18 protein-coding genes, 1 pseudogene and 1 riboswitch are annotated in these 26,440 nt (G+C 31.3%); of the genes and pseudogenes, 4 read left to right on the top strand and 15 right to left on the bottom strand.

Annotated elements, in window-relative coordinates:
* Positions 1-110: 110 nt before the first annotated feature.
* The gene (locus H0I23_RS06060) at positions 111-1,085 is read right to left on the bottom strand and encodes an alpha/beta fold hydrolase (RefSeq protein WP_216785561.1); all 975 of its coding nucleotides are present in this window, start codon (positions 1,083-1,085) and stop codon (positions 111-113) included.
* Positions 1,085-2,071 (bottom strand): alpha/beta fold hydrolase, encoded by a 987-nt coding sequence (locus H0I23_RS06055; protein ID WP_216785560.1) that lies wholly within the window; start codon positions 2,069-2,071, stop codon positions 1,085-1,087. Before H0I23_RS06055 ends, H0I23_RS06060 begins: the two co-directional genes overlap by 1 nt.
* A gap of 372 nt (positions 2,072-2,443) precedes the next feature.
* On the opposite strand from H0I23_RS06055, the gene H0I23_RS06050 reads away from it, so the two are divergent.
* Together H0I23_RS06050 and H0I23_RS06045 are read left to right on the top strand one after the other, a co-directional pair.
* Positions 2,444-3,193 carry an SDR family oxidoreductase gene (locus H0I23_RS06050; protein WP_216785559.1) on the top strand — a complete coding sequence of 250 codons (750 nt, stop codon included), beginning with the start codon at positions 2,444-2,446 and terminating at the stop codon, positions 3,191-3,193.
* Positions 3,194-3,254: 61 nt separating this feature from the next.
* Positions 3,255-4,127 carry an RNA polymerase sigma factor gene (locus H0I23_RS06045; RefSeq protein ID WP_216785558.1) on the top strand — a complete coding sequence of 291 codons (873 nt, stop codon included), beginning with the start codon at positions 3,255-3,257 and terminating at the stop codon, positions 4,125-4,127.
* A gap of 4 nt (positions 4,128-4,131) precedes the next feature.
* Here the strand turns inward: H0I23_RS06045 and H0I23_RS06040 are convergent, their stop codons facing one another.
* Positions 4,132-6,168 (bottom strand): tetratricopeptide repeat-containing sensor histidine kinase, encoded by a 2,037-nt coding sequence (locus H0I23_RS06040; protein WP_216785557.1) that lies wholly within the window; start codon positions 6,166-6,168, stop codon positions 4,132-4,134.
* A 300-nt stretch (positions 6,169-6,468) separates the two neighbouring features.
* Between H0I23_RS06040 and H0I23_RS06035 the strand changes: the two genes are divergently transcribed.
* Entirely contained in the window at positions 6,469-7,770 is a 1,302-nt protein-coding gene (locus tag H0I23_RS06035; protein ID WP_216785556.1) for an ATP-binding protein, read from the top strand.
* A gap of 26 nt (positions 7,771-7,796) precedes the next feature.
* Here the strand turns inward: H0I23_RS06035 and H0I23_RS06030 are convergent, their stop codons facing one another.
* The 12 genes and pseudogenes from H0I23_RS06030 to H0I23_RS05965 form a co-directional block, all read right to left on the bottom strand.
* Entirely contained in the window at positions 7,797-9,071 is a 1,275-nt protein-coding gene (locus tag H0I23_RS06030) for an efflux RND transporter periplasmic adaptor subunit (RefSeq protein ID WP_216785555.1), read from the bottom strand.
* A 2-nt stretch (positions 9,072-9,073) separates the two neighbouring features.
* A complete protein-coding gene (locus H0I23_RS06025) occupies positions 9,074-10,315 on the bottom strand; it encodes a TolC family protein (protein WP_216785554.1) in 1,242 nt (413 codons plus the stop codon).
* 15 nt (positions 10,316-10,330) lie between these two features.
* Complete coding sequence (locus H0I23_RS06020) at positions 10,331-14,074, bottom strand: efflux RND transporter permease subunit (RefSeq protein ID WP_216785553.1); 3,744 nt, start codon at positions 14,072-14,074, stop codon at positions 10,331-10,333.
* Positions 14,075-14,191: 117 nt separating this feature from the next.
* On the bottom strand, positions 14,192-14,611 hold the full coding sequence (locus H0I23_RS06015) for a hypothetical protein (protein WP_254073660.1): 420 nt from the start codon (positions 14,609-14,611) through the stop codon (positions 14,192-14,194).
* 218 nt (positions 14,612-14,829) lie between these two features.
* A pseudogene (locus H0I23_RS16760) lies at positions 14,830-15,605 on the bottom strand (alginate lyase family protein).
* Positions 15,606-15,977: 372 nt separating this feature from the next.
* Complete coding sequence (locus H0I23_RS05995; protein ID WP_216785551.1) at positions 15,978-16,946, bottom strand: sugar phosphate isomerase/epimerase; 969 nt, start codon at positions 16,944-16,946, stop codon at positions 15,978-15,980.
* A gap of 134 nt (positions 16,947-17,080) precedes the next feature.
* Complete coding sequence (locus tag H0I23_RS05990) at positions 17,081-18,382, bottom strand: Na+/H+ antiporter NhaC family protein (protein ID WP_216785550.1); 1,302 nt, start codon at positions 18,380-18,382, stop codon at positions 17,081-17,083.
* 47 nt (positions 18,383-18,429) lie between these two features.
* Positions 18,430-18,528: riboswitch (SAM-I-IV-variant riboswitch) on the bottom strand.
* Positions 18,529-18,823: 295 nt separating this feature from the next.
* Entirely contained in the window at positions 18,824-20,869 is a 2,046-nt protein-coding gene (locus tag H0I23_RS05985; RefSeq protein WP_216785549.1) for a tetratricopeptide repeat protein, read from the bottom strand.
* A gap of 294 nt (positions 20,870-21,163) precedes the next feature.
* The gene (locus H0I23_RS05980) at positions 21,164-22,909 is read right to left on the bottom strand and encodes a thiamine pyrophosphate-dependent enzyme (protein WP_216785548.1); all 1,746 of its coding nucleotides are present in this window, start codon (positions 22,907-22,909) and stop codon (positions 21,164-21,166) included.
* Positions 22,910-22,957: 48 nt separating this feature from the next.
* Positions 22,958-23,692, bottom strand: coding sequence for a flavodoxin family protein (locus H0I23_RS05975; RefSeq protein ID WP_216785547.1), 735 nt, complete (start codon positions 23,690-23,692; stop codon positions 22,958-22,960).
* A 101-nt stretch (positions 23,693-23,793) separates the two neighbouring features.
* Positions 23,794-24,210: a DUF6789 family protein gene (locus H0I23_RS05970; RefSeq protein ID WP_216785546.1), complete on the bottom strand. Its 417-nt coding sequence runs from the start codon at positions 24,208-24,210 to the stop codon at positions 23,794-23,796.
* 470 nt (positions 24,211-24,680) lie between these two features.
* A complete protein-coding gene (locus tag H0I23_RS05965) occupies positions 24,681-25,544 on the bottom strand; it encodes an outer membrane beta-barrel protein (RefSeq protein ID WP_216785545.1) in 864 nt (287 codons plus the stop codon).
* Positions 25,545-25,888: 344 nt separating this feature from the next.
* On the opposite strand from H0I23_RS05965, the gene H0I23_RS05960 reads away from it, so the two are divergent.
* Positions 25,889-26,386, top strand: coding sequence for a DinB family protein (locus H0I23_RS05960; RefSeq protein WP_216785544.1), 498 nt, complete (start codon positions 25,889-25,891; stop codon positions 26,384-26,386).
* Positions 26,387-26,440: the final 54 nt, after the last annotated feature.

The raw sequence follows: 26,440 nt of genomic DNA, 5'->3' as shown, positions 1-26,440 counted from the left end.
TATTAAAATAACTGTAAAAATAAGTATCTCAACAGGCAATTACTTTATTTTGCCCTGTTAATTTATATAAGATCTAATACTATTCAATCTTACAATTTTATTGTTATTATTTAATTTAGAAATTTAAGAATAAGTTCAGCTATATCACGTGTTTTTTCTTCAACAGCAAAATGGCCAGCATCTAATAAATGTAATTCTGCATTCGGTAAATCCCTAAGGTATGCTTTGGCACCATTAGCATTAAATTTTTCATCTTTAGCACCCCATGTAATTAATGTCTTAGGTTGCGTTTCCTTTAACATTTTTTGCCAAGTAGGGTAGGCAAGTAAGTTGGTGTAATAATCTTGAAACAACTGTACTTGTATTAACCTATCATTTTTTGATTGTAAAAAAGATAAATCATGAGTCCAAGCATCGGGACTTTGTATTTTGTAATTGGTAGTGTCAAGATCAAATAAATACTGTTTATTAATAATTACATCTTCAGCTGTAATATTATATAAAAAATCAAGCTCTTCTTGAGATGTATCCTCTTGTGCTTTCTTAAAAAATGCTTGTCTTGCTGGTGTTAATCCGTCTAAATACGCATTAGCATTTTGTACAATTAAAGCATCTATTCTTTTAGGGTCTTTCAGCATCATTCGGTAGCCAACAGGAGCACCAAAATCTTGCATGTACATAATGTAATTATCTATTTTAAGCGCTTTTAATAATTGATTGGTGTAATCAGCAAGTAAATCAAAAGTGTAAGTTGTTGTCTCCGGATTTGGATGGTCACTATACCCTGAACCAAGATTATCTGGAGCAATGATATGATAGTGACTTGCTAACATAGGAATCAAATTTCTGTAACTATGTGAGGAAGACGGATAACCATGTAATAGTACAATCGTAGGTTTTTTAGGGTCACCAGCTTCTCTATAAAATAAGTTAACGTCGTTTATTTTTATAGTATTATACGTTGTGGGTGGAGGAAGAAAAAAGGATGCCTCGTCAGAAATGTTTTTTGTTTTTTCTGTAGATTGATTATTACAACTTATAATAAGTAAAAATACCGAACAAAATAAGTAAATAATATTTTTCATTAGATTGATTTGTTTATTGTTTTCATAAAGACTCTTATTTTCTCAATAATAGCATCACCATCTTCTTCTAGTGCAAAATGACCAGTATCGAATATGTTGTAATCTATATTTTTTACATCTTTTTTAAAAGCTTCAGCACCACTTTCAGGAAAAAAAGCATCGTTTTTACCCCAAACAATCAATAATGGAGGTTGATTTTCTCTTAAGTATTGTTGCCATTTAGGGTACAGTTTTATGTTGTTTTGGTAATCATAAAATAAATCAATATTTACAGCGTGCGCATTAGGTCTAGACAAACGTAAATAATCTAAATTCCAACTATCAGGATTTACAGTTTCTATATTTCGAACACCATGTGTGTATTGCCATTTTAAGCCTTCTAAAGAAAAGGCAGATAATAAAGCATCTTCAGTTTCTTTAGTCCTATTTTCCCAAAGGGTTTTAATTCCTGCCCAAGCTTCTCCTAATCCTTCTTCATAAGCATTACCATTTTGGTTTATAATTGCAGTAACTCTTTCTGGGTGTGCAGTTGCAATTCTAAAACCAATAGGTGCTCCATAATCTTGAATCATCAATGCATAAGAATTTACACCTTTTTTTTCTAGAAAAGTATCGATAGTTGATGCGATAGTATCAAACGTATAGGTATAATCTTTCGCATCAGGAAAATCACTATTTCCAAATCCTGGATAATCGGGTGCTATTAAATGATATTCGCCAGATAGTTGAGCTAATACTTTTCTATATTGGTGTGATGAGGCTGGGAAACCATGAAGTAAAACAATAGTTTCCTTTTCTGGATTACCAGCTTCTCTATATGCTATATGTATACCATCAATTTCTATAGATTTATATTGGGTATTGAACTTATCTGAAACAATCACTTCATTGGTAATTGCACTTGTTTTAGAAGATGGGACTTCATTTTTAGTACCACAAGAAAATAACGTAACGGTTAATAATACTGTTGCTGCTAAATTTTTCATAACTCTTTTCAATTTTTTTGGTAATCAATTTAATATATAAAACCATTCAAAGCTTTCTACAACAACACACTAAAGGCTTGTAGTACTTAAATATGATTCCAGTTTTAAACATTTCTCTAATTATTAATATCTAATGTATCTTTTAGATAATAAAAGCAAAGATAATAAAATAGTTTAATTACCGAACGATTGGTAAAATATTAATTTACGTTTTTATATTTTAATCAAATAGATGTCTATTCATCCTATAAAGAAGCTAAAAAAATTTAAATAGAATAAAATTTAAAAATAGTTTTGTAACACCATTAATATTTTATTGTCCAAACTAAGCATGATGCAGTATTGCCATGTTTAATTAATAAAAAATATATAATGGGAAAATTAGAAGGAAAAACAGCTGTAATTACAGGAGGAACTAGTGGTATTGGTTTAGCAACAGCACAAGAATTTATAACTGAAGGAGCTAATGTGGTTATTTTTGGTAGAGGACAAGAAGCATTAGATGAAGCTGTAACACAATTAGGAGCACATAGCTATGGAGTACAAGGAGATGTTACTAATCAGTCTGATTTAGATCGTTTATATTCTGAGACCGTTGCTAAATTTGGAGGTATTGATGTTTTATTTATCAATGTAGGTAAAGGAAAATTAGCACCCGTAGCAGATACAGACGAAGCATTTTTTGATGACATGATGAATGTAAATTTTAAAGGATCTTATTTTACGTTACAAAAAGCTATTAAAAATTTAAACCCTAAAGCATCAGTTATCATCACTACATCTTGGTTAAATGAAATTGGTTTTGGTGGTAGTAGCTTGTTAAGTGCTAGTAAAGCGGCTTTAAGATCTTTAGTACGTGTAGCATCTGCAGAGCTTGCGGAGCAAGGTATTCGTGTTAATGCTGTAAGCCCTGGACCTATTGGAACTCCTTTTTGGGGAAAAATCGGATTACCTGAAGATGTACTTTCTGGAGCAGCAGAAGCTATTACAGCCCAAACAGCTTTAAAACGTTTTGGAAATCCAGAAGAAGTTGCAAAAGCAGTATTGTTTTTAGCTTCTGATGATTCTTCTTATATTGTAGGGGAAGAGCTACCTGTACACGGTGGAATTAATGCAATATAATAGAATTTAAAAACCTCATTTCTTTATAGGAAATGAGGTTTTTAAAAAATTAATAAAATTTATGAAAGCTTTATTTTTAGACAATTATCCAGATTATACCGATACTGAATTAGTAAACTTAGCTATTGATGGCGATAAAAAAGCACTACAAGTTTTAATTGTTAGGCATCAACTTTTTGTATACAACCTAGCACTTAAAATGGTGGGTAATGTTGCTGATGCAGAAGATGTTACTCAAGAAGTTTTTATTAAGGTGATTACAGCCTTATCTAAATTTAAAGGAGAAAGTAAATTTACTACTTGGTTATACCGTATTACGGTAAACCATTTTATCAATAGTAAAAAGCAAAGTGGAAAATTAAAACAAGTGAGTTTTGATACGTATTTTAATACTATTGATGCTGTGCCTAATTACGAATTAAATGATCAAGAAGAAAAAGAGCTAAAAGATACTATTGAAGAAATTAGAATTAATTGCACTACAGGTATGTTACTTTGCTTATCTAAAGAGCAACGAATGATTTATATTTTAGGAGAAATGTTTGAAATTGACCATAACCTAGGTGCTGAAATTTTAGGAATTACTCCAGGTAATTTTAGAATCAAATTAATGCGTACACGTAAAGAGTTGTACAATTGGATGAACAAAAAATGTGGTTTGGTAAACAGGAATAATCCTTGCAGGTGTTCTAAAAAAACAAGAGGTTATATTGAAGATGGTAAGGTAGACCCTAGTAAATTACAATTTAATACGAGGTATACATCAAAAATTAGTGCTTTATCAAAAAAGAAAGCGGTTACATTTACGAATACGGTTGATGAATTGAATAAAAAAGTATTTCAAAGTCAACCCGCGCAGACACCTATACAGGCGTCTAAAATAGTTGATGATATTTTAAATAATGACTTAATAAAATCAATTTTAAACTTCTAAAACATCAACTTTTTGCTTGATTTTCTAATTGAGCAGAAACAGTAAAATAGATTGTAGTACCTTGATTAGGAACACTTGATACCCATAGTTTGCCTCCATTGCTTTCTACCATATCTTTACAAATAGACAGTCCTAATCCTGTTCCTTTTTCATTATTGGTCCCATAAGTAGACTTTGCTTTCTTTCTATCAAAAAGTTTAGCTTGTGTTTCTATATCCATTCCAACACCGTTATCGGTAACTTCTATCTGATATTCATCATCCTTCTTTATAGCATTTATGCTAATTTCTCCTTTAAGGTTGGTGAACTTTATTGAGTTACTTATTAAATTTCTTATAATTATATCAAGATGATCTCTATCGCTATAACTAATTGTATTTTCAGGTATATTATTTATAATTTTTATTTCTTTTTTTTGAGCTAATGGGTTGAGAAGGAGTATAGTGTCTTTTGCAATAGTATTAATATCAATGTTATCTTTATTTAATACAATTCCATCCATTTGGGTTTTTGCCCAAACTAAAAGATTATTCAGCATATCTGAAATGCCTTGAATTTCTCGTAATGCTTTTGGAAATAAAAAATCTGAATCTTCTTTACTGATAGAATCATTCAAATATAATTTCATAAGTGAATGAAATGAACTTATAGGCCCTTTTAAGTCATGTGCTATAATAGAGAATAATTTATCTTTAGTATTGTTAGACTCATTTAATTCAGCTTCATGAATTATTAAGGCGTCTTGTTTTTCTTGAAGATTTTCAGTGTATACTTTTTGTAATTTATTTGTTCTAAATATTAAAATCAAAAACAATAAAACCACTAAAAGCGCAGCTATAGCAATATAAACATAGTTTTTTTGTTTCGCTATTGCTTTTTCTTGATCTGCAATTAATTGCTTTTTCTGATTTTCAAACTCCATTTTACTACGTAAAATACCTAATCCTTTTTTAAATTTTTCAGAAGAGCTTTTTTCATGCAATTCTATATATGTAGATTGATATTCATAGGCTAGTTTATTTTGACCTTTTTTGTAATAAATTTTAGATAAAACTAAATTCGCATCCTTTACACCTCCTGCTATATTTAATTCTTTAGAAATTTCCAAACCTTTTAAAGCATATTTCTCTGCTTTATCAATTTTTTCAAGACCTAAATAACACTCTGCCATATTACTATACAAAAGTGTATAACCAAATTTAAAATCTATTTCATCGCTTAACTTTTCTGATTTTAAATACCAAATTAATGCTTCATAATATTCTTTTTGTTTTAATAAAATAGATCCTTTTAGTTCATAGCCATGAGATAACCAATCAATAACATTGTCTTTCTCAAAATATGTAATACTTTCATTGACCATTTTTTCGGCCTCAATATAATTTCCAATTTCAGAATATTCAGAAGCCATATTTATTTTCATATAGGCTAAAATTTCACTATTACCATGTTCTAGATTAAGTTTTTTTGCATTTTCAAGAAAGCTTAACGATGTTTCATAATCCCCATTATCACTATATAAATTAGCAATATTGATATTAATACTCACCATCATATCTACATTCTCAACTTCTGTAGCAATGGCTAAACCTTCTAAAAATTTAGTTAGTGCGCTTGACGAATCTCCTTGTAACCAATAGTCAAGTCCCATATTATTAATTGCCTTTAATTTTTCTTTACTTAAATTATAAGTATTGGCAATTTTTAGAGCATTCATATTATACTCATAAGCTTTTTCAGTATCTCCTTTTTCAAAATATAGATAACCATAAGTGGACAAAGCTCTGCTTTCTCCTGCTCTATATTTAGTATCAAGACTTAATTGATACCCTTCTTTTAATAAAATTTCTGTACTATCTGGGTTTGTACGAATTTTTAACTTAGCTAATTCAAGAATTAAATCTATATAAACAGGGTTTTCAGATTTAAAATCGGAAGTCAATTTTAACTTTTCAATTTTGTCAAGCGTACTTTTTTCTGATTGTGCTATAAGGTTAAAATAACTTAAAAAAGCAAAGCAACAAGATAGGAGGAGACGCATAATCAAATAATGAGATTTTATGAAAGTTACATTTTATAATTGAAATTACTTTTTTTTTGTTGTGAAACCTATTTGATTAGATGTGTTTTCTTAGGTATTTGTTTTAAGATATTTCTAAATTCAAAAATAAAATAATTTAATTTTTTGGTAATAAAAACTGAATTACTCATCAAGTTTTAGATTAATAAGGTTTTTTACATCTAAATAAAACCTTTGTACAACCTTAATTTTTGTAATAAGTTTGTAAGTAGTACCTTAGAATAAGATCTTGAATCTATTATCAAATTTTTTTAAACCTGAATGAAAAATAAACACCTACATACAACAAATAACAAGTTGGAAAAAGATAATACGATTGAACGACAATTACGTTTTCAAGATCTATTAATTAGTATTTCTACGAAATATATAAATTCAGATTTATCTGATGTAAATAAATTAGTTAATACATCATTAAAGCAAATTGGAGAGTTTGTAGAATCTGATCGGAGCTATATTTTTTCTTATAATTTTGTAAATAACACAACTTCAAATACTTATGAGTGGTGTGCTGAAGGTGTAGAACCTGAAATAGATAATTTACAAAACTTACCATTAAGCTTTGTAACCCAATGGTTAGATGCTCATAAAAAAGGAGAAGCTTTTTATATTGAAGATGTGAGTTTACTCCCCGAAGATGGAGAGCATGGTTTACGAGCTATTTTAGAACCCCAAGGCATTAAAAGTTTAATAACAATACCTAAAATTAAAAACAATGAATTAATTGGTTTTGTTGGATTTGATTCTGTAAAAAAGATTAATAAATATACAGAGAACGAAAAAGATATTCTTTTTGTTTTTGCAAATATGCTTGTGAATGTAATTCTAAGAAAAGAGAATGAAGAGCAGATAAAGGCACAAGAGAAGAAAAAGGAAGAGTTGTTAAAAGATTTATCAATTCAAAATGAAGTTTTAAATGAATATGCTCATGTAGTATCTCATGATTTGAAAGCTCCTTTAATAAACATTCACACATTAATTGGGTGGTTTATTGATGATCATAAAGATGTTTTAGGTAAAGATGATATGCACCCTTTAAGTTTAGTTTTATTTAATGTAGAAAAAATGGATTTTCTTATTAAAGGAATTTTAGATTATTCGACCATTGATAGACTAGAAACTCAAGATGCACAAATTGACTTTAACGTAACAGTAAATGAGGTTTTAGAAACTATTTTAGTGCCAGAAACTATAAAAATTACAATTCAAGAAAACTTGCCGACCTTATTTGGTAATGCATGGAGGTATAAACAAATTTTTCAAAATTTAATTCAAAATGCAGTTACTTATAATGATAAAGAATCTGGCATTATTGAAGTAGGTTTCATTGATAAAGATGACTATTATGAATTTTTTGTAAAAGATAATGGAGTTGGTATAAAAACAGATTATTTTGAAAGAATCTTTAAAGTGTTTACAAAATTGCAAAGCACAGGTTCTTCTTCCGGAATTGGTCTTTCTATCGTAAAAAAAATAGTCAATTTTTATAAAGGTAAGATATGGCTAGAAAGTAAAGAGGGGGTAGGTACTACATTTTTCTTTACCCTTTTAAAAACAGAATAGCAAACCCCAATACTTTAACCTTTAATTTATTTATGCATATGATGCCCTTCATGGCCAGTCATAATCTTTTCATTGGTTTTATTCATCATAGATTTTTTGCCTTGTAATTGTGCAGCAGCATCTACTGTAAAAGTTCCGTTGGTTACCACTTCATCGCCAGTGTTTAAACCTTCTAAAACTTGATACTTATCACCAATTTGATTGCCTAAAGTAATTTCACGCATTTCAAAAACAGGTTCATTAAGCTTCGATTTAATATAGACTACAGAGCGTTTTCCTGTCCATAAAACGGCTGTTGTTGGTATAGATAAAACATCGAATTTACTCGCGGTGATTCCTTTTATTTTCCCTTCGACAAATAGACCAGGTTTTAATATTTGGTCTTTGTTATTAAGTACTACTCGTAATTTTACAGTTCTAGTTCTGGTATCTAAAATAGGATCTATAAAATCTACAGTGCCTTTAAATACTTTATCAGCGTAAGCATTAGTCACAACGTCAATATTTTGTCCTTTTTTGAATTGACTAATTTGGTTTTCATACACATCAAAGTTTGCCCAAACTGTTGCTAAATTAGAAACTTTAAAAATGGGCTTACCATCCATAATATGCGCGCCATCACTCACCGCAATTTCTGTAACAACACCAGACACATGAGAATAGATTGTAAAACTTGTTTTTACTTGTCCCGTTTTTAAAACGTTGTCTAATTGAGAACCATGAATTTTCCAGTTTTTAAACTTGTTTTGCACAGCTTTGTATAACTGTGGCTGGGATTCTCTAATACTATACGTCGTTATCAATTCTTGCTGTGCTGCTATTAAAGCTGCCGAATAAATTTTAGCAATAGCTTGTCCTTTATTAACCTTTTCGCCTAAAGACTTGACATATAATTTTTCTATTCTTCCGTCAAAATGTGCAGGTTGTATGGCTGTATTATCTTCGTTTTCTACAATTTTACCTGATAATGTTATAGCATTATCTTCCGTATTACCATTACCAACTATTGACGTTTGAATATTAGCCAATGCCATAGCATTTTCAGTCAATTTAAACTGATCGGCTAATAAACCTTTAACGCTATTTTCTGCAGGAATTAAATCCATACCGCAAATAGGGCATGGACCAGATTCGGGTTGCATTATTTGTGGATGCATAGAGCAGGTCCACATTTGGTTAGTTTCTGCTGCTGCATCGTGAATATGTTCTGTTTCATGCCTAGTAGTTTTTCTTCCAAAAAAGAAACTTCCTAATAGTAGACCTAATATTAATATGGAGATATAAATTATATATTTTTTCATCATTATTGAATTAAATAATTAATAATTGTAGTTTGTAAATAGTAGCTTTTAATAGATTCTATTTGATTAATTTGAAACTTTAATTGTAGTTCCTGAATGTCTAATACATCATTAAAATCAATAGTGCCGGTTTCGTAACTTCGTACTAAAATCGATTCGGCATCCTTAGCTTGGTTTAAGTTTTTTACTTGTGTATTGTAACTTATTCTAGCTGATTTTCTATCGTTTATTGCTTTGTCTAATAGTGTTTCTAATGTATTTAAACGGTCTTGTTTTTGAAATTCTATTTCCTGTTGTTGTAATTTGTTTTGCTTGGTTTTCGATTTGTATTTCGTATTAAAAACAGGAATTGAAAGCGATACTGTAGGCATTAAAATATCTTGTCCGTTTTTGCTAAACGTAATATCGGAATCTGGCTGAATATTAATATAATCAATTCCGAATCCAAACGACAGATAGCTTTCTTTTTGGTTTAGTAATTCCGATTGCGTTACTGAATTAAACAGTCTATCATATTTTAATAATTCAGGATGTAACGCTAAATTTTCGGTAGTAATTTCAAGTGCTTCGGAAGGCATTAGTAACGACTCCACAATAGGCACTTCAATAGCGCTATCTCTATTCAGAAGATTGTTAAAAGCCGTTTGCTCTGCTAAAAACTCGTATTCTAAAACCTGTTGTAATTGCTCTAATTCATTCTGTCGAATTTGTAATCTAAAAACATCTACTGCAGATGCTTTTCCAATTTCAACAGACGTTAAAGCTAAGGCTTCGTACGTATCCAACAATTCAATATTTTCTGTTAAAACAGCTTGTTTCGCTTTATTAACGTACAATTTATAGTAAGATTCCGATACAGAGACGATTAACTTTCGTTTGGCAATTACAATCGCTTCATAATCGATTTCAGCTAAAGCGCTAGCATAATTTTCACGAGACGTAATAGTACCAAACCAAGGAAACATTTGTTTAGCCGACACTTTAAAACGTTGTGTTCCGGTTCGTGTTTCAGGTTCAATAACAAAATAACTAGCACTAAAATCGGTGTTTGGAAGCGTATTAACTTCATTCACTTTTTCTGTAGCAATAGCGTACTGTAATTCAAATTTCTGAATCTCAGGATTATTTTCCAAAGCAGTAGTAATGTAGGTTTCTAGTTCTTGAGAATTACCTTGTATAACAAAGAATAAAGAACAAAGAAGCAAGACTACTTTATGTTTGATATGATTTTTATTGTATTTCATTTTATGTTTTTTAGTCTAAGCTATATTTTCTTTTTTCTGAAGTCTTTTCACTTTAACCTCTTCTCTCCAGCTATATAAAACCGGAACAATAAAGTAGGAGGTAATGTCAATAACCATTCCTCCAAATATTGGAATTGCCATCGGAATCATAATATCACTTCCTTTACCTGTGGATGTTAAAACGGGTAACAAGGCTAAAATGGTGGTTACTGTAGTCATTAAACACGGACGAATTCGTTTTTCGGCAGCATGTAAAGCAGCAGCTCTAATACTTTTTTTGTCAGACGGTTTTTCACGATCAAAAATTTGTGTTAGGTAGGTGGCCATAACGACACCATCATCGGTAGCAATACCAAATAGCGCAATAAAACCAACCCAAACGGCGACACTTAAATTAATAGTTTTCATGTTAAAGAGGTCTCGCATATTCTCGCCAAACAAGCTAAAGTTGAAAAACCAATCTTGACCATATAACCAAATCATAATAAAACCACCAGCAAACGCAACCGTAATTCCGGTAAACACCATTAATGATGTGCTAACAGATTTAAACTGAAAATAAAGTATTAAAAAGATGATAGCCAATGCTAACGGAACAACCACAGACAATGTTTTTTCTGCACGCAATTGATTTTCATAAGTACCTGTAAATTTATAACTGATACCTTTTGGAACAATTAGATCTCCAGATTCTATTTTTTGTTGAAACAAGGCTTGTGCATTTTCGACAACATCAACCTCTGCAAAACCATCCAATTTATCAAACAAGACATAGCCTACTAAAAAGGTGTCTTCACTTTTTATGACTTGTGGACCTTGCTCGTATTTAATGGTTGCCAATTCACTTAAAGGAACAGGACTACCCGTTTCTACAGGAATATAAATGTCTTTTATATCTTCCGGATTACCACGTAACTCTCTTGGGTAACGCACTCTTACAGCATAACGTTCTCGTCCTTCAACGGTTTGTGTTAATGCCATACCACCAATAGCAACTTTTAAAACACTTTGTACATCTGCTATTGAAATACCATAGCGTGCTATTTTTTCTCTGTCTATATCAATTAACAAGTAAGGCTTACCAACAATTCTATCTGCAAAAACGGCTTCTATTTTAACGCCTTCCGCTTGTTTTAGTAGTCGTTCCAATTCTAAGCCAAAGTCTTCAATTTGTTTTAAATCTTGACCTTTTACTTTTATTCCCATGGGCGCACGCATACCGGTTTGTAGCATGACTAACCGGGTTTCTATAGGTTGTAATTTTGGTGCAGACGTCACGCCTGGTAATTTGGTGACACGTACTATTTCGTTCCAAATATCATCAGGACTTTTAATTTCTGGTCGCCAGTTTCTGTAATATTCACCGTTATTATCTTCGATAAGTTGAGACCTTTCGACTGCGCTCAAGGTGACATTTTTGGTGCTATTTGGATTTGCAATAAAACGTCCATCTTTCAACTTAAACAACCCATCAGCATTCACTTTATAACGCTGTCTTTTTCCTTCGGAATTGCGCATGTATTCCGATTTATATTGAATCATGTTTTCATACATAGATAAAGGCGCAGGATCTAAAGGCGACTCTGTTCTACCAGCTTTTCCGACTACAGTTTCAATTTCTGGAATAGTCGCAACCGCCATGTCTAATTGCTGAAGTACACGTTTGTTTTCTTCAACACCAGCATGAGGTAATGAGGTTGGCATTAATAAAAACGACCCTTCATTTAAGGCAGGCATAAACTCTTTTCCTGTATTTTTCATAATCCAAAATCCAGATACAAGAACAGTCGCAGGAATTATTAAAAACAATATTTTATTGGCTAGAGCCCAGTTTAGAATCTGACTATAATACCTTCTAAAAACAGAAAACACACCTAAAATTCCGAAGCAAATAATAGCGACAAAAATAAGATTGACAATGATACTGCGGTTAAATCCTAATGGTCTCCAATAGTCGGCAAGTAGAAATACAATTGCAATCGAGGAAATAATAATATTTATTAGATTTATTTTCTTCTTATCTAATCTCTCTAAAACACCTAGTAAACCAGTGATACCAAAAGCAACTAAAAGTAATCCTAACCAAAAGCCGTAAATAATAATTGCAATTCCCGCAAGTATTAAAACGCCATTTAAAAAATATCTAAAGGAGTTTTTTAATGTTGTTTTTCTGAATAAATACGCTGCAAAAGGTGGAATTAAAAACAAGGCGATCACCAAAGAGGCTGACAATGCCATCGTTTTTGTAAAGGCTAAAGGTCTAAACAATTTCCCTTCTGCACCAATCATAGTAAATACGGGTACAAAACTGATAATAGTAGTTAAAACGGCAGTTAAAATAGCACCAGATACTTCCGCAGTAGCGTAGTAAATAACCTCGTTAATAGTGTATTCTGTTCCATCTTCACGAAGTCTTAAAGCATCATCGTCCAGATGTCGAATCATGTTTTCGGCGAGTATGACGCCCACATCAACCATAGTTCCAATAGCAATAGCAATACCCGAAAGCGCCACAATATTAGCATCTATGTTAAACAGTTTCATGGCAACAAAAACCATTAAAACAGCAACTGGTAATAATCCTGAAATTAGAATAGAAGCTCTTAAATTAAAAACCATTATTATAATCACCAAAATGGTAATTAATATCTCTAATGTCAATGCTTCGTTGAGGGTGTCTAAGGTTTCTACAATCAGTTCTGTACGATCGTAAAAAGGAACCACCGTTAATTGAGAGGTGCGTCCATCTGCTAATACTTTAGAGGGTAAACCGCCTTTAAGCTCGTTAATTTTTGCTTTTACATTGGTAATGACTTCCATAGGATTGGCGCCATATCTTGCCACTACAACACCACCAACAACTTCAGCACCTTCTTTGTCTAAAATCCCTCTTCGTGCAGCAGGACCTAAGGTAACCTTACCAATATCTTTAATTTTAATAGCGGTAAAGTCGGCAGAAGTCACTACAGCGTTTTCAATATCTTCAACAGATTTTACATAGCCTAAACCACGTACTAAATATTCCGCTTGATTAATCTCTAACGTTTGGGCGCCAATGTCTTGATTACTATTTTTAACCGCTTTTACAACTTGGTTTAAACCAATATTGTATTGGCGCATTAATTCGGGATTAACATCGACTTGATATTCTTGAACATAACCACCAATAGAAGCGACTTCAGCAACACCACTAGCAGAAGATAAGCCGTATTTTACATAGTAATCTTGAATACTTCTTAGTTCTTGTAAATCCCAACCGCCAGTCACGTTTCCGTCTGCGTCACGACCTTCTAAAGTATACCAAAATATTTGCCCTAAACCTGTAGCGTCTGGTCCTAAAGCAGGATTTATACCTTCTGGTAATAAGTTACTTGGTAAAGAATTTAGCTTTTCTAAAATACGGCTACGGCTCCAGTAAAACTCAACATCTTCTTCAAAAATGACGTAGATACTAGAGAATCCAAACATAGACGAACTTCGAATGGTTTTTACTCCAGGAATTCCCAATAGGGAAGAGGTTAATGGGTAGGTAATTTGATCCTCAATATCTTGAGGCGATCGACCATCCCATTTTGTGAATACAATTTGTTGGTTTTCGCCAATATCAGGAATGGCATCTACAGCAACAGGATCGCTTAGTAAAAAGCCAGTATCCCAATTAAATGGTGCATTTACAGTTCCCCAACCAATAAAAAGGGCAAGTAATAATACGGCTACAAGTTTATTTTCTATTAGAAATTTAATGCTTCTATTTAGCATAAGGTTTGATGTTTAAAACAATTAGAAAGAGGTGACATCCCAAATAGGAAAACACCGAATACAGTACATTATCCTAATGATAGAAATCACTGGATAATACAGTCTATTGTTTTAAAATCAGATTAAATAAGTCTCGTCTAACTTAAAGATTTGCGTTGTGACGAGTGGTGGCTCGTAAGCCTTGTAAGATGTTCTAGTAGTACTTAAACCTTCAAAAATAGTATTAAATGTATATACAAATGAAACTATAAATAGCTGTTGCTGAAATGATATTTGATCTATTTGTAGTTGTAATTTATCTTGACCATCAATAACTAGTTGTTCATCATTACAACAGTTTTTTTTGATAACAGTAACAGAGCAATCTTCAATGGTAGGTTTTTGCATTTCCATACCACAACCTTCTGCTTTATGAAATAATGCAGTTTCTACTAAAGTATCTCCGCAGTAATGCGAATTTAATGTGAATGACATTGTAGAGAAAACCACTACAAGAGCCATTACAAGCGACATTATTTTATGGAAATTTTGTTTCATAAGTAAGCGCGAAGTTATTTATTTAAAAAATATTAAGTAGCAATTTTTTGTTAATTTTAATAGTATTACAACGTATTAATAGCCCTAAAAGGTTAATTTCCAATATTTAACAACCAAAACTCTGATATTTTATTACTTTCTTTTCCCTCATTATTATTTTCTAAAATTTTTTGAATTATATTTTTATATTCTTCATGTTCTCCACTCTTAAGAGCTTTTTAAATTATCGGTATTAATTCCGATATATCAATACTTTTTAAAGTTTTATGATTCCATTTTTTGCCATTAACAACAGGTGTTAAATAATCAATAGCAAGGGCTAAACTCTTATTATTTTCAGATGTGTAATGCCACATGTTTTCACCAACTTTATTTCCTAAAACAGCAATATTTACTAATGTTTGTAAATTAAAACAACTATAAAAAAACGATCTTGATCTAGCTAATTCATGAGTTTGTCCCCCTTCACTATCTAGCATATCATCTAAACTTTTTTGAGCAGATATGACCATATCTTTCACCAATAAGATGCCACCTATATAAAAAGCTAAAGAAGCGACTTGAAATTTATACCATGAGCCGTGGTTATTATCTTTTAAACTTCCTTGAATTCCTAAATCACTTTTAGTTAGCCATTTTAAATAGATGGAAAACCATTCATCCGTTTTTATTTGGTGATTGGAATCCTAATGTATAGAGTTTGAAATTAAAGCTACGGCATCTGGCAGATAACGAACTATTGATCGACCATCTAAAATACTTAAACGTCTTTTGTCAGGATTAGCTGGCACGCTTTGTGCATATTCTAAATGTGGATTCATTTGTGTATCCGAATTTAAAAACCAAGTTTCAATGCTCTCTCTGCATATTTTTCATCATTCGTAAAATAATATGCAAGATTAAGATTACAAACACCACGACCCATAAAACCTAACCTTTTTCTATCGACAGAATCTGTTTGCGTATCAGGATTTGTTTTTCCATCTTTTCGTATCCAAGGTAATCCATCCTTTTTTTAGAATCTGGCCACCAATATCTACTTATGCTTAAATAATCATGCACATTTCCAGAAGTTGGCAATATAGTTTTATCTGTTACAGATGGATTTTTAGTTATGAGTAATTTGTTAACTTCTTGTATCAGTTTAGAGTAGGCAATCCGCGTTTCTTTTGAAGCTGTACCATTTATTATTTTTGCTTTTACTTTAGCTAATTCAACAGAATTTAAACGTATAAATGTATTTGAAAAAGCAGTAACACTTACTAAATATAATATAACTAATAAATTATTTTTTATTCATTTATAAAGAACATTTAGTTTTGCAATTTTCTGATTTAATACACCTTAAGTGTTTTTATCTGAAGTTTTACAACGCTCTGTTCCAAGCGTTTTTTAAATACACTAAATCTTTCTTTATACGACTTAAAACTTCATCTTTATCTATAGTTATTTTTGTATTTCCTTTTTCAGCACCACCTAAGTCATATTCGACATGAAGTGAAACAGGCACATTAATTTTATACTTTTTAATTAAAGAAAAGTAGTGATTAAAATCGACCATACCTTCACCTAAAGGTACATTAATAGGCTGCCATTTACCATCAATTACTCCCCATTTAAAATCTTTTATAACTAATGAATTTATATGAGTATGTATACGTCTTAAACCAAGTTCCCAACTTTTGCCACCTTCAACTATAGCATGTCTTATATCATATTGGCACCCTATAAATTGACTTTTTGCAGCGTCTAAAATAGGAGGAATATCCCAAACAGCAGCACCCACATGCATACCTGCATGGTTTTGGTACGCACCAATAATCCCCAGTTCTTCATTAAATAGAGCTAATTTTTTAGCTTCTTCACCATATAAATTCTGACTTTCTTCAATAGATCTATCTTCAGGGTACTCTAACCAATCAGTACGGTAACGTGTAAAGCCTAATTTACTTGCTGTTTTTAATACTGTTTTATGTTCTTCACTACTTATATCCCAAACATTAGTAGACATCATATTTGAACTAAGACCATGCTTTTTCATAGCTTTTACAGCCTTAGGCAAATCACTTGCCACATTTTCAGGTAGTACATGACCTTTTTTACGCACGGTTAAATCTAAACCATCAAACCCCATTTCAGCTGCCGCTGCTGACATATCTTCATAATTTAAAAACTGTAAATGCTTTGAAAACAGATGCACCTCTAGGTCAATTGGAGATGTTGATACAGTTGGTTGAGCAGCATTATTAAAAGATAATAATGGTATACTTGCTAAGCCTGCAGCCGAAAGTTTGGTGAATTTTCTTCTTGAATAAATAGTTGGTTTTTTACTCATTTTATAGTCTAGTTAAAAATCTGGTTTTCATATATGCTATGAAGATAATAGATTTTATCTAATCTTAACTACTAGAATATAACTAGCTATAATTGTAGTACTTGAGTGTGTAATTTTATCTAAAACAAACCTTTTTATCGTGTTTTTAAAGGTTTAAGACTTATAAATACGATGGTGTAAATGAACAGTAATAATAAATACCAGGTATTAGATACCAAGTCGAAATAATCAATTTTACCTTTAGAGAAACTTAAAATCATTAATACTTGCGCACCATATGGTAATAAACCTTGAATAATACAGGCAAAAATATCTAAAATAGAAGCTGTTTTTTTATTATCTAGTTCGTATTCATCATTTATAGTTTTTGCAATAGGGCCAGCAATTATAATAGATACAGTATTGTTTGCAATAGCCATATTAATAGTACCAACTAAGCTTGCGATACCTAATTGTGCTGTTTTTTGGTTTTTGATTAACTTTTTAATTTTAACCAGTATAAAATCAATTCCTCCATTTTTTTCAACTAATGCAGCTAAACCTCCTGTAAGTAAGGATAGTAGGAATATTTCAGTCATATTTGTAAAGCCTAAATAAGATATTTTAGTAGCTTCTATCAATGTAAAATCACCATATATAATTCCTAATAAACCTGCAAAAATAGTCCCTAAAAGCAAGGTTGCAAATACATTCACACCAACTATAGAAAGAATGATAACCAATAAATAAGGTATAATTTTAATTACAGAATATGTATATATAACAACTTCTGTTTCAGAAGATTTAAGGCCTAGACCTTGAAAAATTAAAATAGCAATCGTAAATAAGGCTGCTGGTATAGCGATTTTAATATTTTGTTTGAACTTATCACTCATCTTACAACCTAAAGATTGAGTTGCGGCTATAGTTGTGTCTGAAATAACTGATAAGTTATCTCCAAACATACTACCACCTAATAATGCGCCACATAAAATAGCTAAATCAGCACTACTTTTATCAGCAAAACCAACCACTATTGGCGCCAATGCAACTATTGCACCTACAGATGTTCCAGTAGAAACGGATAAGAAACCTGCTATAATAAAAATGCCTACATAAATATATTGAATCGCAATATAATCTAAACCAAGATTTACAATGGCATCTACACTACCTGTTTCATTAGTAATTGCAGCAAATGCACCTGCTAATAAGTAGATAAGGCACATGGTTAATATTTTATCATCACCACAACCTTTTAGCAATGTGTTAATTTTTGATTTTATAGTTTGCTTGAACATTATAAAAGCAACTATAATACCGACAATAACAGCAATAGGAGCAGGTAAGGCATAAAAATCATTTTGGTAAATACCAACGCCTAAAAACGTAAAAACAAATACAAATAGGGGGATTAGTGCTGAAAATTTAGGAATACGTTCTTTTTTATTTGACATACTACTTTATACTTTAAAAAAGAAATAGCTGCAAACAAATAGAAGTATGAATTAACATTTGTTCCAATTAATTGGCTTATCTATTTAGCACCTTGCTCGTTATTGCAGGTTGCTATCTCTTTTTTTTGAGATTCTTGATACTAATTTTAAGGCGGTAAAATTAAGATATAAAAAGATTAATTATTCTTAAAATAAGTTAATTCTTAAAATTATAATTATTCGCTAAACCAATCTTTTCAATTCATAGATAATTATGGACTTGGTTTATTTTCCTTCAGATAATATCATAGTAACAAATTTTTCTAATGATGTAAATATGGTGCCTATTTATACTGTTATTGTTGTGTAGAGTATGTACTTTGATTTAAAATATGAATTACCTTAAGCTATAAGTTTTCTAAAATACATCTGTATGAGTGCAGAAATTTTTATGCAAATGTGTCATACTTTGTTAGACATAGGTACCGTAAAATATATGGTTGTACCAACATTTTCCTCACTAGTTACCCATAATTCACCACCATTTCCTTCTGCCATTTCTTTACATAAAAAAAGACCAAGACCTGTCCCTTTTTCATTATCAGTCCCAAAAGAAGATTTCATATGAGCACTTTTAAAAAGCATTTGTAGTTTTTCAGGAGACATACCAATTCCATTATCGGCAATAGCAATTTCAAGAAAATTATTTTTAATTGAAGCATTAATAGTTATAATACCGTTTGTATTTGTAAATTTAATAGCATTACTTATAAGGTTTCTAAGAATTATTGTCAAGTGATTTTTATCACTAAAACAATTAGTATTAGGTACTAGATTATTAATACTAATCAGCTTTTTTTCTGCTAATGGAGATAAAACCTTGATTGTGTTTTCTAAAACACTATTTATTTCTAATTGTCGCTGTTCTACAACAATACCATTCATTTGTGTTTTAGCCCATTCTAAAAGATTGTTCAGCATTACTGAAATACCTTGTATGTTTTTTAAAGCTTTAGGCAGTAAAATGTTATAATCTTCCTTGGTCATTGATCCTGTCAAGGAAAGTTCTAAAAGTGCATAAAAAGAATTGATAGGCCCTTTGAGGTCATGTGCTATAATTGAAAATAATTTGTCTTTAGTTTCGTTCGCTTCACTGAGTTCTGCCTCATGTTGCAATAATATGTTTTGTTTTTCCTCTAACTCTTCTGTATGTTTTAGCTGAAGTTTATTTGTTCTGTAAATTTGAATTAGAAATAAAGAAACTATCAAAAGAGCAGCTATGGCTAAATATACATAACTCTTTTGCTTCGCAATAACTTTACTTTGATCATCTATAAGTTGTTTTTTTTGATTTTCAAATTTCATTTTACTAAGAGCAACTCCAAGTCCTTTTTTAAATTTTTCGTCAGCTTCTTTCTCATAAAGTAGTCTATACTCATTCATGTAAGAAAAAGCCTTTTTATCTTCACCTTTTTTGTGGTATATATTAGATAAAATTAAATTCGATTCTTTTATAGCCTTAGAAAGACTTATTTGTTTAGAAATTTGCAATGCTTTTAAGGCATATGTTTCAGCTAATTCTAAATTTTCAAGTCCTAAATAAGATTCTGCTAAGCCTTGATATGTTCCTGTGTACCCATTACTATAATCAATTTCATCACATAGTTTTTCTGACTCAATAAACCACATTAATGATTCTTGATAGTTTTTTCTTTCAAGGCCAATTTTACCTTTTCCCATATACGCACTTGATAACCAATCTTTTCTGTTTTGTTTTTTAATAATGGGAATACCATCATTAAACAAACGCTCTGATTCTTCTAAATCTCCTATTTGCCTGTATATGTGTGCAATGCTAAGCGTAGAGACAATTAATAAATCTTCGTTTTTAGCATCAATATTAATTTGTCTTGATTTTTTATGAAAAATTAAAGCAGTTTCAAAATCATCATTATAACTATATAAAAAAGCGATATTAGTACTAAGCACAGACATCATGCGAGTGTCATTAACTTTCTCAGCAACTGTTAATGCCTCTAAATATTTTGTAAGCGCATTTGCATGATCTCCTTGAAAATGAAAATCAATACCCATATTATTTAACGCTGTAATTTTTGCATTATCTAGGTTATAAGCATTCGCGATATCTAAAGCTTTCTTATTATATTCATCAGCTTTGTTTGTATCTCCTCTTTCAGCATAAAAATACCCATAAGTTGATAGTGCTATACTTTCTCCTTTTTTGTATTCAGATGCAACACTTAAATCATAACTTTCTTTTAATAATATAGCTGTGCTGTCTGGGTTGGCACGCATATTAGTTTCTGCTAAATCCAAAAGTAAATCAATATAATTACTATTCTGAGGGTTAAAATCTGAATGAGATTTTAACTCTGATATTTTAGTAAGCGTACTTTTTCCTACTTGTCCTTGAAGTTTAGGACAACAAATAAAAACCAATAAAAAAACGAAATAAAAATATTTTTTCGAGAAAATAAATCTTGCCATTAAGTTATAATTTTTGAAAAATTACGAACAGATTTTTTTATAATATCACTTATGTTACAAAAAACACATTTTGCGTGCATTTTCTTACTAATTAAACTTTTGATTTTATATTACAATCTATAAATGTCTTACAGACATTTTAGCGTTTAAGACAAAATAGAGTAGTGGTGATTATATAAAATTATTAATAAGCGTACTAAACAACAAAATTCAAGTGAACCTAATTAGGCTCACTTGAATTTTGGGTAAAGGAACTCTCGACAGCTCTTTAGCTCAACTTTATTCTTATTTTTATTAATCAAAATAAGATTGTAGCTCCTTTTTAATATTTTCCCATTGCGATTTGTCGCCGGTAATTACTTGACCTACTTCTTTTATTTTAGAGGTACCGAAACCTATAGCTTCTTTTATACCTATATGCGGTGGTAGTGATAATGCACCGCTACTAACAACAGCATCTATAATAAAAGGTTTTGTACTATTTTTCGCCTGTTGTATGGCTGCACCAATATCTTTCGCGTGCTCTACTCGTACACCATCACCGCCACATAATTTGGCATATTCAGCAAAATTTACATTCGTTTCATGTAGGGCATCTAAGCTTGCTGCTAACCCAACTTGCTCCATTTCTAATTTTACAAAACTAAGTTCAGAATTATTGAAAATAAGCACTTTTATAGGCAGTTCATATTTCACTGCAGTTATAAAATCTTGCATAGCCATATTAAATGCACCATCACCACTTAAACACCAAATTTCTTTATTTGGGTTGGCCATCTGAGCACCTATTGCAGATGGCAAACCAACTGCCATAGAGCCATGATTAAATGAACCTATAAGGCGTCTTTGTTTATTGAACGAAATATGATGGGCAGCCCATATTGCCGAAGTCCCTGTTTCTACCGTAAAAATGGCATCGTCAGCAGCATATTCATCTATAAAACCTGCAAATATTTGTGGGTGTAAAGGCTCATTTTCTCGTGTCGGAGAAGCCTGCTCTTTCATATTCTTTCTCCAACCATCAAAACTTTCTTTCAATTTATCAATGAATCTAGTGTCGTTTTTCTGTTCTATTTTAGGATTAAGCAAATCTAAAAAAGAATAAATGTCACTCCAAACTCCTAAAGAAACTGAAGTTCTATTACCTATATTCTCTTGTCTTATATCGACCTGAATGGTTTTTGTGTCGTGTGGTAGAAAATCAATGTATGGAAAATCAGTACCTAGCATCAATAGCAAATCGCATTTCATTACTGCATTATAGCCAGATGGATTTCCTATCAACCCTGTCAACCCGACAACATTTTCTGTATCATGATCAAATACATCACTAGCACGTAAACTATGTACTATTGGTGCATTTAGTTTTTTTGATAAGGTAAGTACAGCATCACGACTTTCACGACAACCATCACCTGCCAAAATACCAACTGTTTTTGCCTTATTTAATAACGAAGCCGCTTCTAACACTGTTTCTTTATCAGGTACTAAGCGAGAAACATATTTTTTTATAGCATGTACAAATTGTTGGTTTTCAGCTTTCATTTCTGCTATGTTTGCAGGTAATTCTATTCTACAAACAGCATTATTAGCCATGGCTATTTTTATAGCTTTCTGTATGACCATAGGTGCCTGTTCAGGCGTTTTAATGATCGCTTGATAATCACAAACATCATCAAATACTTTTTTTAGATCTACTTCTTGAAAAAAGTTAGTTCCTTGTTGTTTTTGATCTATTTGACCTGTAATTGCGATTAGCGGAGTACGTTCTTTTTTAGCATTATATAAACCATTGATTAAATGCAAAGCTCCAGGACCTACTGTACCTGCACATACACCTAAACCATTTTTGGTTTGGCTATGTCCAAAGGCAGCGAAAGAGGCATTACCTTCATGTTTCATACCTATCCAATCTACATCGTCACGTTCTTCAATCGCTTTAACAAAAAAGTTAAGGGCATCACCTGTAACTCCATATATATTTTCTACACCAACATTTACTAGTATATCTAGTAATTGTTCTGATACATTTTTGCTCATAATATTGTGTTTAAAATTCTTAAAATCAATCTATTATCAATGTTATTTCTACCTATATTCAGGATTTTCAAAATTCCATCGGGTACCATCGTCCCATTCTTTTCTAGAATTTCCGTAGGCTGGGTATCCTTCATTATCTTTTAACATTTTAGCCAAATGCATTAAGTTGTAACTCATGAATGTTGTGTTTCTGTTTGTAAATTCAGAATCGTAACCCACCGGTGGGTTTTTGGTTTCCCCTTGCCACTCAGTATCACCATAACTAGGTCCAGGGCCAACAGTACCAATCCAACCCGCATCAGCTTGTGGCGGAACACTGTATCCTAAATGTTGTAATGCATATAACATGCCCATGGCACAATGTTTTACACCATCTTCATTACCAGTAATAATACAGCCACCAGCTTTTCCATAATATACATATTGTCCTTTATCATTTTGATAACCACTCATGGCATACAAACGTTCGATTAATTTTGAAGCTATTGATGATCGTTCTCCTAGCCAAATAGGAGTACCAATTACAAGTATATCGGCAGCTATTACTTTTTCATAAATTATTGGCCACTCATCTTTTTCAAAACCTTCTTTTGTCATATCAGGTTGTACACCTACGGGAACGTCATAATCTGCAAGGCGAATTGTTTCAACACTTACACCTTCCGATTTCATAATTCCAATCGAAACATCCATTAAATTTTGTGTGTGACTTTTTGAAGGAGATTTTTTAAGGGTACAGTTCACAAATACCGCTTTTAAACTACTGAAATCTATTTTTTTCATGATCTTATTATATAGTGAATGCAAATTATTTACACTAACAGTTTATTAAACTAAAGTTAATATAAACAACCTTAATATGTTTAAATTAAGGTTGTTATGTTTTATTTGTTGATTATTTTAGCCGTTGTTAGACCAAAAGCAATATGGCCGATAAGCATAGCTACTAATCGCATTGGCATAGAACCATCCATCGGTGGCATTTCAAAAATTACTCCCATAACTTTCATTCCTATTTGTGCTAAAACAAGCGCTACAATACCAAATGCGATACCTTTTAGCCATATGTTTTTAATACTGACATTGGGAGCAAAAGCATATCCATATGTTAAGGCAAATATGATTCCCATCATAAAGTGTAACACCCATCCTACAGTAATTGACACACCTATAGCACCAGATAGTAACTTCCAAGGTGCCATTTCTGGCATTCCCATATTTGGTCCAACAATCATTATTATTGTCATTACTACGGTTCCTAAAATTCCTGCTATTGCATATTTTGCAAATTCATTTTTCATACTATATCTGGTTTTATTAATTGAGTTTATTTCTTTAATGTTCTTTTTTTAAAGTATTATTGATTAAAAGATTATATATTGAAACGCAAGGTATTAGAAGAATACCCTAATTATTAGCTCGTACCGTTTGATTATTGCCGTAGAAATTTAGAGAGGTAGTTATTGAAAGATCAATACATCGTACAGAGGATGGTATTTTTAAGACAATATTTTTCTATTATATAAATGATTACATACTAATAATTAAATTTCTTATCTACTTTAAAGTCAATACAATTACAGCTATAAGGATACATCGTTTAATTAAGCCCTTTTAAGAGGTGATCTTATAGATAACAGGATGCCTATTAATTAAAGAGATGTTAATGAAGTTAGTGTAATCCAATAGCTGATTTAGGTATAAGGCATAAAAAAACCTGCCTTTTATAAAAGGCAGGTTTTTTGAAAGATATTTTGTTTAAATAAATTACTTATTCTTTATCAACTGAAGATTTAAATTTGTAGGTGATACCAAAATTAATTCCGAAAGAAGAATAAGGTACTTTTTGCGATAATTTTTTAGAAGCATCTGTATTCGTGTTCGATAAATTATCTACATAGGTTGTTTTATTAACGGTACCTTCTGGTAAATTATCTAAAGTGAAAAAACCACTTACAGCAACTGTACCATCAGGTAAAACAATATTCGTATTAAAATCGGCAAGCTCAGAGTCTTTACGTTTTAAACTAATACCGTAATATTCAGCTTCTACAAAAAGGCTAAAATTAGAATCTAATTCAAAATTATACCCTAAAGCACCAACAAAACCTATAGGAAAATGACCGTGAAAGTCTTCTGTGTAATTAGTCTCAGAGTAAGAACCATTTGGCACTCCAAAAGCTTCAGCTTCGGCTTCTGAAAAAACAGATTTACTGTAAACTACAGCTTCAGTTTTACCACCAATTTTTAATAAGGCACCAAAACGGCCATAAATATTATTGGTAAATTTATACACTACAGATGTTGATGCTCCAAAAGCACGAGCTCTAGCAACAGCATCTACAGTAGTACTCGGAACATTAATATTAGATACTGTTTGATCTGTACCTCGTAAATAACCCAAGCTTAAATCGACACCAAAAGACTCATTAAAAAAATAAGTACCTCTCAATTGTACATTTGTACCTTCGCCATAACTACCATAATAGTTCTCAGTTTCTGATACGTTAATTGTTTCTCCCAATTTCATTCCTGCACTACCAAAAGCATAGCCAGAACTTGCTGAAATCTGAAATTGACTGTATGCTGTAGCAGTCATTATAAACGCAGTAAATGCGATACATATATGTTTCATAATAAATAGTTTTAATCCTCAACAAATATACTTTTTTTTGGTTGGGAGTTGGTTAATGTTAAGGGGATTTATTGCTTCATATAGATATAATAATAGCTTTAAAAATCAAATGGTTTAGCTTATTTTTTTATTTTTTATCATCGATATTTTCTGTGAAATGTAACCGAAAATACTTTGCTCTAAACAATGTATTTTCAGTTAAGGTTTACCATTATTTTACGACTAATAAATACCTAAAGGAATTTACTGAATTATCACTACTATTAATAACAATAGGAGAGTAGCATAATAAAGAAAATAGCATTAGAATTTAAAAAAACAATTAATTTAAATATAGTAGAATTATGAAGCTGAACGAGATACTTTTAAATGAGTTTAAAGATGAAATGAATACCACCAGAAAATTTTTGAATTCTATTTCTGAAGATGTATTTGAATTTACACCGCATGAAAAATCAAAAAAAATGGGTGAACTAGCAAACCATATATTACCTATTTCTAGTTGGATACCTGCAATTACTCAAAATTCAGAATTAGATTGGAGTACAGCACCATCACCAGCGGTATTAAACTCTAAAGAAGCTATTCTTAAACAGTTTGAAGAAAATATAATTGTAGGAGAAAAAGCTTTAGAAGCCACCAATAACGATCAGTTAATGGAATCGTGGACAATGAGAAATGCTGATACGGTTATGTTTTCTGGCACAAAAGAAACAGCTATTCGTAGGTATGTACTTAGCCATACAGTACATCACAGAGCTCAATTAGGAGTTTATTTACGCCTGAACAATATTAAGGTACCTGCAAGTTATGTTGCATCGGCAGATGAAGTTCTATTTTAGAGAACTTCATATAATTTTTTTGCAATAAGAAACCAAACTCATTGTTGGTGCAAT

This window comes from Cellulophaga sp. HaHaR_3_176 (assembly GCF_019021925.1).
In the GTDB taxonomy this organism is placed as follows: Bacteria; Bacteroidota; Bacteroidia; order Flavobacteriales; family Flavobacteriaceae; genus Cellulophaga.
This window is presented reverse-complemented; position numbering and strand designations above follow the sequence as displayed.